This window comes from Ideonella sp. (genome assembly GCF_035254525.1).
Lineage (GTDB): Bacteria > Pseudomonadota > Gammaproteobacteria > Burkholderiales > Burkholderiaceae_C > Ideonella.
Genome location: NZ_DATFAN010000036.1, coordinates 1 through 7,438 on the forward strand (window position 1 = coordinate 1; position 7,438 = coordinate 7,438).

Sequence of the window (7,438 nt, forward strand, 5' to 3'; positions counted from 1 at the left end):
CACCCGCCCGAGCCCGTTGCCCTGGTAAGCCGGGGCGGCGATCCATTCGTACTCGATGCCGTCGATCACCTCGCTGCCGGGCACCGGCTGCTGCGCGCGCACATGCGAGAAGCTGGCCGCGACCATGCGCACGCGGTGCCCGGCGCGCACCCACTCGCGGGCCAGGTAGTACGGCCGGTACTCCATGCCCAGCGCCGGGCTGCCGGCGTAGTGGTTGAGGTAGAGGATGTTCATGCCGCGGGCGCGCCGAGGGTTTCGAGCCGCTTCACATAGGCCGCCACGCTGGCCGGGAACATCGCATGCGCGCCGACCCAGGCGCGCAGCGCCGCGCTCACCTCGTCGGCGCGCCCGGCCAGCGGCGCGAGGCGCGCCCGGGTCGGCAACTCGCCATCGGCCAGGATCACCGCGTTGTGCCCGTCGCGCACCAGCTCGCGGTTGGCCGGCAGGTCCGACAGGATCGGGATGCAACCGTGGCCCATCGCCTCGATCACCGACACCGACACCGAGTCGCTGGCGGGCAGGCTGAGGTACCAGCGCGCCCGCCCGTACCACACGGCCTGCGCGGCGGCGTCCAGCCGGCCGACGAACTGCACGCGGCCGGCCAGGTCCGGCGCGGCGGCGCGCTCTTGCAGCGCCGGGCCCAACGAGCCGTCGTTGGCGACCACCAGCCGCGCCTCGGGCCAGCCCGCGGCGAGCGCGGCGAAGACATCCAGCACCCGGACCGGCCGGTAGATCGGCTCCAGGCCGCGGTTGGCGAAGAACAGTGCGCCGTCCTTGGCTGGCGTCGCCGCCGGCAAGCGCTCCAGGCCGAAGGGGAAGACCATCACCTCGGCGGCCCCCAGCGCGCGCATGCGCTCGGCCATGTGGGCCGAATCGCTGGTCGTGACCGTGCAGGCGCGCAGCACGCGACGCGTGACCCAGCGCATCGCGGCACTGCGCTCGGGGGCGACGAGGATGTCCGAGCCCCAGGCCGAGCCGGCGATGCGCGCCTTCACGCCACCCACGCGTGTGGCCAGCCAAGCCAGCGTGCCGTGCGAGCTGAGGTAGTGCGGCGCCAGCCAGTCGGGCTGGACCGCCCGCAGCCACCGCGCGACGCGGGGCCATTGCCGCAGCAAGCCAATGTTGCCGCCTTCGAAGCGGGGCTGCGTGCCCAGCGCCAGGCGCCGCGCAGCGGGCAGCACTGCGTCGAATTCAGGGGCGAAACCTCGGCTGGACACGGCCCAGAGCTCCACCCGGCCCGCCAGCGCCCGCGCCCACTTCAGCAGGTGCGGGCTCTCGCCGTCGCCGATCAGGACCAGCCGGATCATGCCCGCGTCGCGCCCGCCCACGCCTCGTACAGCGGCCGCAGCGCCGGGTACTGCTCGAGCAGACGCGCATCGGCGCGCCGCGTGTCGCCGACGATGCGCGCCGGCTGGCCCTCGAGGATCGCGAAATCAGGGTACTCGCCGCGCACGAAGCTGCCCGCGCAGACCAGCGTGCCGCGGCCCAGCGTGGTGCCGGCCTCGATCAGCGCATGCGGGCCGATGAACGAATACGGCCCGATCGCGATCGGGCCGGCAATCCAGCCCGGCCGAGGCTGGCTCGTCGGCCAGTTCACATACCCCTCGCCCAGCAGGCGCTGCGACCGGTGCGAGGCGTGCGTGACCAGACTGCAGTGGCTGGTGATCTGCACTCCGTCGCCGATCGTGATGCCGCCGCTGGCCTCGATGAGGTTGAACGGGCCGATGTAGACGTGGTCGCCCAGCACCAGCCGGTCTTCGTGTTCGATGCAGGCGGCCGGCGAGATGCGGGTGTACGCCAGTGGCCGGCCCTGCGAGCGCTCGCCGAAGACCACGCGGTACAGCAGTGCGCGCGCCAGCCTACGGCGCCAGCGGTTCAGAGTGGCACGCATCATCGTCATCACCGATCGGATTGTTCCACTGGCCAGGTCGCGAGCCGCCAGAAGTAGATGCCGAAGTAGCCGAGCATCGCGAGCGACACGGCCCAGCCGGCCCCCGCCAAGCCGCCCCAGGCCAGCCCCGCGGCCAGCGCTACGACGAAAGCCACCTGCCCGATGAGCGCCAGCCGCAGCGCCCAGCCTTGCGCCGCCCAGGCCATCGTCACCACCGCCAGCGGGCTGGCGACGAAGTGCAGGCCAATGTAAAGCGCCAATGCCCGCGCCAGCACGCCGGCCTCGCGCCATGCCGGGCCGAACAGCGCCTCGAAGGCCCAGGGGCCGATCGCCCACAGCGCCAGCACGAGCGGCGTGGCCAGCAGGGCGAGCAGGCCCATCACCTGGCGCACGGCGCGCCGCGCCTCGACGGTGGGGCCGGCCGCAGCCAGCTTGGGATACAGCGCCTGCGACACCGCGCTGCCGACGAGCGTGGCCGGCGCCTTCAGATAGCGCAGCGCCAGCCCCCAGAAGCCCGCGGCGGCGGGGCCGAGCGCAGCAGCCACCAGCGCCAGGCTGATCGTGTCCTGCAGGGCGCCGGCAAAGGCGTGGGGCGTGTTCAGCAGCGGAAAGGCGCGGTGGCGGCGCGCCACATCGCGCAGGCGCGGTCCCGTAGCGGCTTGCCCGCGCCAGGGCATGCGCAACACCGCCGTCGCGAGCAACGCGGCCGCGATCGGGGCGACGATCAGCCCGGTCAAGCCGACACCGGCCCAGCCCGCGGCCGCCTGGGCCAACGCCGCGCCGCCGTACTGCAGCACACGCGCCGCGGCCAGGGCCTGGAAGCGCTGCGCCCGTGTCGCCCACAGCGTGGCCAGCGACACCGCGCCGGCCGCGGCCACCGCGAGCGGCAGCCAGGCCACCCAGGCGCCGGCCCCGGCCAGCGCCCACGCTGCGGCGCCCAGCACGGCCAGCCCGGTGGTCGCGGCCAGCAGGTGCAGCGCGAGCCGGCGCAGCGCGTCGGCCTCGGCGTCGTCCGCCGCCAGTGGCAGCGCGAACTCGTAGCGGCCGCAGGCGACCACCGCCAGGTTGGCCGCCACCGCAGCGAACAGGTGGTACAGCCCGAACTCGGCCGGCGCGAACAGCCGCGTCAGCAGCGGCCCGAGCAGCAGCGGCAGCGCCTGCGCGAGCGCGCCGCCGGCCGCGAGCGTCAGGCTGGCGCGCCACAGGCCGCGCGTCGGCGAAGCCGCGGCCATGCGCCTCAGGCGCGCCGGCCGACGGCGGCGGCGAGCGCCGCGATCACGCGGTCCTGGTCGGCTTCAGCCAGGTCGGCGCTCATCGGCAGGCTCAGCACGCGCGCCGCGGCGCGCTCCGCCTGCGGGCAGCCGCCGGCGGGCGCGAAGGCCGCGTAGGCCGGCTGCTGGTGCAACGGACGCGGGTAGTGCACGGCCGTCGGAATGCCAGCGTCCTTCAGTGCGGCCTGGACGCGTTCGCGCTCGTCGACGAAGACGGTGAACTGCGCCCAGACACAGTCGCGCCCTGCCCGCACCGCGAGCTGCTCCACATCCAAGGCCGCCAGGCCCTGCGCATAGCGCGCGCCGAGCGCCGCGCGGCGCTGCAGCTCCCAGTCCAGCCGCGGCAGCTTGGCCAGCAGCACGGCGCACTGCAGCGTGTCCATGCGCCCGCCCACGCCGACCCGCGTGTGGGTGTAGCGGGCGCTCTGGCCATGCACGCGGATCTCACGCGCCGCCTGCGCCAGCGCCGCGTCATGGGTGAACAGCGCACCACCGTCGCCGTAGCAGCCCAGCGGCTTGCTCGGGAAGAAGCTGGTGCAGCCGATGGTCGACAGCCCGCCGCTCGGCCGGCCGTCGAGGCGGGCGCCGAAGCTCTGCGCCGCGTCCTCGATCACGGCCAGGCCATGCCGCTCGGCGATGGCGTTGATGGCCGCCATGTCGGCCACCTGGCCATACAGGCTGACCGGCATGATCGCCCTGGTGTGCGGCGTGACCGCGGCTTCGATCAGGCTCGCGTCGATCAGGCCGGTGTCGGCCTCGATGTCGACGAACACCGGCCGGGCGCCGAGCAGCACGATCACCTCGGCCGTGGCGGCGAAGCTGAAGGGCGTGGTGATCACCTCGTCGCCCGGGCCGATGCCCAGCGCCATCAGCGCGATCAGCAAGGCCTCGGTGCCACTGGCCACCGTCACGCAGTGCGCGCCGCCGGTGCGCGCCGACAGCGCAGCTTCCAGCTCGGCGACCTCGGGGCCGAGGATGTACTGGCCGTGGTCGAGCACGCGCTGGATCGCCGCGTCGATCTCGGGCTTGAGGGCCGCGTACTGGCGCTTCAGGTCGATGAACTGCATCAAGCCTCCGCCACGGTGACGACGCCCGCATCGAGCCGGTAGCGCTCGCCGGTGGCCGGGCAGCGCGCCTCGCCCGACGCGTTGAATTTCAGTCGCTCGCCATGCCGGCTGATCCAGCCGATGCGCCGGGCCGGCACGCCGGCCACCAGCGCGAAGTCCGGCACGTCCCGCGTCACCACGGCACCGGCGCCGACGAAGGCATAGGTGCCCACCATCACGCCGCACACCAACGTGCTGTTGGCACCCAGCGAGGCGCCGCGCTTGACCAGCGTGCGCCGGTATTCGCTCTTTCGCGGCACCGCGGCGCGCGGGTTCAGCACGTTGGTGAAGACCACGCTGGGGCCGCAGAAGACCTCGTCCTCCAGCGTCACCGCGTCGTAGACCGACACGTTGTTCTGGATCTTCACGCCGCGGCCGATCTGCACGTCGTTGCCGACGAACACGTTCTGGCCCAGCGAGCAGTCGGCGCCGATGCGGGCGCCGGCACAGATGTGGCTGAAATGCCAGACATGCGTGCCGTCGCCGAGCTGCGCGCCCTCGTCGACGATCGCGCTGGGGTGGATGTGGACGCCCATCGCGCGTTCAGCCCGTCAGGCCCACGAGCCGGTGGACAAAGGGGTGGGCGTCGGCACCTGCCGGCGTGGTGCCCGCGCGGCGGATCGCATCGACCGTCTCGATGCAATGCCGCGCGTCGGCCAGGCCGTAGCCGCGGCCGGCCAGGATCTCGCGGTAGCTCACCGTGTGCAGGTCGGTGAAGCCCTCGGAGAACTCGAGCTGCTCGCCCGAGATGTCGATGTTGCGGAAGGTGGTCTTCTTGCCCTTGACCGCGTCGGGCAGGTCGTTGGCGTCGATCGACAGGAACCAGCGCACCCTCGCGCGCTCGTATTCCAGAAAGCCGGCCGCCTTGGCCTCGCCGCTGTGGTGCACCTGGCTCGCCTGCAGCTGGCCGAACACGAAGTGCAGCATGTCGAAGAAGTGCACGCCGATGTTGGTGGCGACGCCGAAGGACTTGCGCGGGTCGCCCTTCCAGCTTTCGGCGTACCACTTGCCGCGCGAGGTGATGTAGGTCAGCTCGACGTCGAACTTGGTGTCCGACCGCGCCGCGGCCACCTTCTCGCGCAGCTTCAGGATCGCGTCGTGGTGGCGCAGCTGCAGGATGTTGAAGACGCGCCGGCCGGTCTCGGCCTCGACTCGCGCCAGCTCATCGACCAGCTCCGGCGTGGGCACCAGCGGCTTCTCGCAGATGACGTCGGCGCCCAGGCGCAGCCCGGCGGCGATGTGGGCGTGGTGCAGGTGGTTCGGGCTGCAGACCGCCACGTAGTGCAGCGCGTCCTCGGCGCGCCGGCGGCGCTGCTGCGCATGCTCGTAGAAGCGCTCGAATTCGGTGAAGAACGCGGCCTCGGGCGCCAGGCTGTCGATGATGCCGACCGAGTCGTTGATGTCGTAGGCCACCGCAAGCCGGTTTCCCGTGTCGGCGATGGCGCGCATGTGGCGCGGGGCGATGTAGCCGGCGGCGCCGACCAGGGCGAAGTTCTTCATTCGAGGCGGTTCAAAGGCGGAAGACGGTGAAGCCGGCCTCGGCCAGCGCGTCGCGCGGGTACAGCGATTTCACATCGGCGATCACCGGGCGGTCGCCCTGCACCAGCGCGCGCAGCTCGGGCACCGTCAGTGCACGGTACTCGCGGTGCGCCACGGCGACGACCAGTGCGTCGAACGGCGCCTGGCCCTGCAGCGGCGCCAGCGCGATGCCGCACTCGTCGCGCACCTCGCTGGGGTCCGCATGCGGGTCGACGACGACCACCTGTGTGCCGTGGTCGAGCAGTTCGTTCACTAGGTCGACGACCTTCGAGTTGCGGATGTCCGGGCAGTTCTCCTTGAAGGTGATGCCCAGCACGCCGACGCGGCAGCGCGGCACGTCCAGGCCGCTCTGCAGCATGCGCTTGACGACGTTGCGCGCCACGTAGCGGCCCATGTTGTCGTTGATGCGCCGGCCGGCCAGGATGACCTGCGGGATGTAGCCGAGCTGCTCGGCCTTGAAGGTCAGGTAGTAGGGGTCGACGCCGATGCAGTGGCCGCCGACCAGGCCGGGGCGGAAGGGCAGGAAGTTCCACTTCGTCGCCGCGGCGGCAATGACTTCCGCCGTGTCCAGCCCCATGCGCGCGAAGACCACCGACAGCTCGTTCATCAGCGCGATGTTCAGGTCGCGCTGGGTGTTCTCGATCACCTTCGCGGCTTCGGCGACCTTGATGCTCGGCGCGCGGTGCACGCCGGCCGTGACGACCGCGCCGTAGACGACGGCCACGGTCTCCAGTGTCGCCGCGTCGCAGCCGGAGACGATCTTGCGGATGGTCTCGAAGCGGTGCTCGCGGTCGCCCGGGTTGATGCGCTCGGGGCTGTAGCCGGTGAAGAAGTCGACGCCGTGCTTCAGGCCCGAGGCCTCCTCGAGCACCGGCACGCAGTCCTCCTCGGTCGCGCCGGGGTAGACGGTCGACTCGTAGACGACGATGTCGCCCTTCTTCAGCGCGGCACCGACCGTCCGCGACGCCGAGATCAGCGGCGACAGGTCGGGCTTGTTGGCGTCGTCCACCGGCGTCGGCACCGCGACGATGAAGAAGTCGGCCGTGCGCAGCTCGTCGAGCTCGTCGGCGTAGCGGATGTGCGCATCGGCCAGCTCGGCCGCCGTCACCTCGCCGGTGCGGTCGTGGCCGGAGCGCAACTCGGCGATGCGGGCGGCGCTGATGTCGAAGCCGATCACGGGCCGGGCGGCGTGGGCCCGGCGACCGAAGGCCACGGCGACCGGCAGGCCGACGTAGCCGAGGCCGACGACGGCCACCGTGCGGTCGGCGGCGGCAGCGTTGCTTTGCATGGGGAGCGTGGTCGCCACGATGAACGAGTCGACAGCGGGCGAGGCGAAAAGGGGTCGATTTTAGGTCCCACCACCGGGCGGCACCTAAAATCGCGCCTCCCTCCCCTGCCGGCCCGTCGCCGCCCATTGACCTGGCGCGCACGCCGCCGCCAACGTTCCCCGAGCCTTCGCATGAGCCACGACCAACCGACCCCGCCGACCGCCGACGACAACCAGCTCATCGCCGAACGCCGCGAGAAACTCGCCACGCTGCGCCAGCACGCCAAGGCCACCGGCACGGCCGTCTTCCCGAACGACTTCAAGCCGCAGCACCGCGCCGCCGACCTGCACCACCGCCATGGCC

Annotated in this window: 7 protein-coding genes and 2 pseudogenes; 1 reads left to right on the forward strand and 8 read right to left on the reverse strand. The window is 72.3% G+C overall.

What is annotated here, in order from left to right:
• From VJ693_RS03755 to VJ693_RS03790, 8 genes and pseudogenes are all read right to left on the reverse strand, one after another.
• Positions 1-234, reverse strand: a pseudogene (locus VJ693_RS03755) (glycosyltransferase WbuB); the annotation flags it as partial.
• Positions 231-1,307: a glycosyltransferase gene (locus VJ693_RS03760; protein WP_324152130.1), complete on the reverse strand. Its 1,077-nt coding sequence runs from the start codon at positions 1,305-1,307 to the stop codon at positions 231-233. The pseudogene VJ693_RS03755 and the gene VJ693_RS03760, both read right to left, overlap by 4 nt.
• Positions 1,304-1,894 carry an acyltransferase gene (locus tag VJ693_RS03765; protein ID WP_324152131.1) on the reverse strand — a complete coding sequence of 197 codons (591 nt, stop codon included), beginning with the start codon at positions 1,892-1,894 and terminating at the stop codon, positions 1,304-1,306. The genes VJ693_RS03760 and VJ693_RS03765 overlap by 4 nt, the downstream gene beginning before the upstream one ends.
• Positions 1,895-1,899: 5 nt before the next feature.
• The gene (locus VJ693_RS03770; protein WP_324152132.1) at positions 1,900-3,123 is read right to left on the reverse strand and encodes an oligosaccharide flippase family protein; all 1,224 of its coding nucleotides are present in this window, start codon (positions 3,121-3,123) and stop codon (positions 1,900-1,902) included.
• A gap of 5 nt (positions 3,124-3,128) precedes the next feature.
• A complete protein-coding gene (locus tag VJ693_RS03775; protein WP_324152133.1) occupies positions 3,129-4,229 on the reverse strand; it encodes a DegT/DnrJ/EryC1/StrS family aminotransferase in 1,101 nt (366 codons plus the stop codon).
• Positions 4,229-4,804, reverse strand: coding sequence for an acyltransferase (locus VJ693_RS03780; RefSeq protein ID WP_324152134.1), 576 nt, complete (start codon positions 4,802-4,804; stop codon positions 4,229-4,231). The genes VJ693_RS03775 and VJ693_RS03780 overlap by 1 nt, the downstream gene beginning before the upstream one ends.
• Positions 4,805-4,811: 7 nt before the next feature.
• The gene (locus VJ693_RS03785) at positions 4,812-5,768 is read right to left on the reverse strand and encodes a Gfo/Idh/MocA family oxidoreductase (protein WP_324152135.1); all 957 of its coding nucleotides are present in this window, start codon (positions 5,766-5,768) and stop codon (positions 4,812-4,814) included.
• Positions 5,769-5,778: 10 nt separating this feature from the next.
• Positions 5,779-7,095 carry a nucleotide sugar dehydrogenase gene (locus tag VJ693_RS03790; RefSeq protein WP_324152136.1) on the reverse strand — a complete coding sequence of 439 codons (1,317 nt, stop codon included), beginning with the start codon at positions 7,093-7,095 and terminating at the stop codon, positions 5,779-5,781.
• Positions 7,096-7,266: 171 nt separating this feature from the next.
• Here VJ693_RS03790 and VJ693_RS03795 point away from each other — a divergent pair.
• A pseudogene (locus VJ693_RS03795) lies at positions 7,267-7,438 on the forward strand (lysine--tRNA ligase); the annotation flags it as partial.

Excerpts from the sequence above, each read along its gene's own strand:
- VJ693_RS03760 (WP_324152130.1), bottom strand. The coding sequence starts at position 1,307 with ATGATCCGGCTGGTCCTGATCGGCGACGGCGAGAGCCCGCACCTGCTG.
- VJ693_RS03765 (WP_324152131.1), bottom strand. The coding sequence starts at position 1,894 with ATGATGCGTGCCACTCTGAACCGCTGGCGCCGTAGGCTGGCGCGCGCA.
- VJ693_RS03770 (WP_324152132.1), bottom strand. The coding sequence starts at position 3,123 with ATGGCCGCGGCTTCGCCGACGCGCGGCCTGTGGCGCGCCAGCCTGACG.
- VJ693_RS03775 (WP_324152133.1), bottom strand. The coding sequence starts at position 4,229 with ATGCAGTTCATCGACCTGAAGCGCCAGTACGCGGCCCTCAAGCCCGAG.
- VJ693_RS03780 (WP_324152134.1), bottom strand. The coding sequence starts at position 4,804 with ATGGGCGTCCACATCCACCCCAGCGCGATCGTCGACGAGGGCGCGCAG.
- VJ693_RS03785 (WP_324152135.1), bottom strand. The coding sequence starts at position 5,768 with ATGAAGAACTTCGCCCTGGTCGGCGCCGCCGGCTACATCGCCCCGCGC.
- VJ693_RS03790 (WP_324152136.1), bottom strand. The coding sequence starts at position 7,095 with ATGCAAAGCAACGCTGCCGCCGCCGACCGCACGGTGGCCGTCGTCGGC.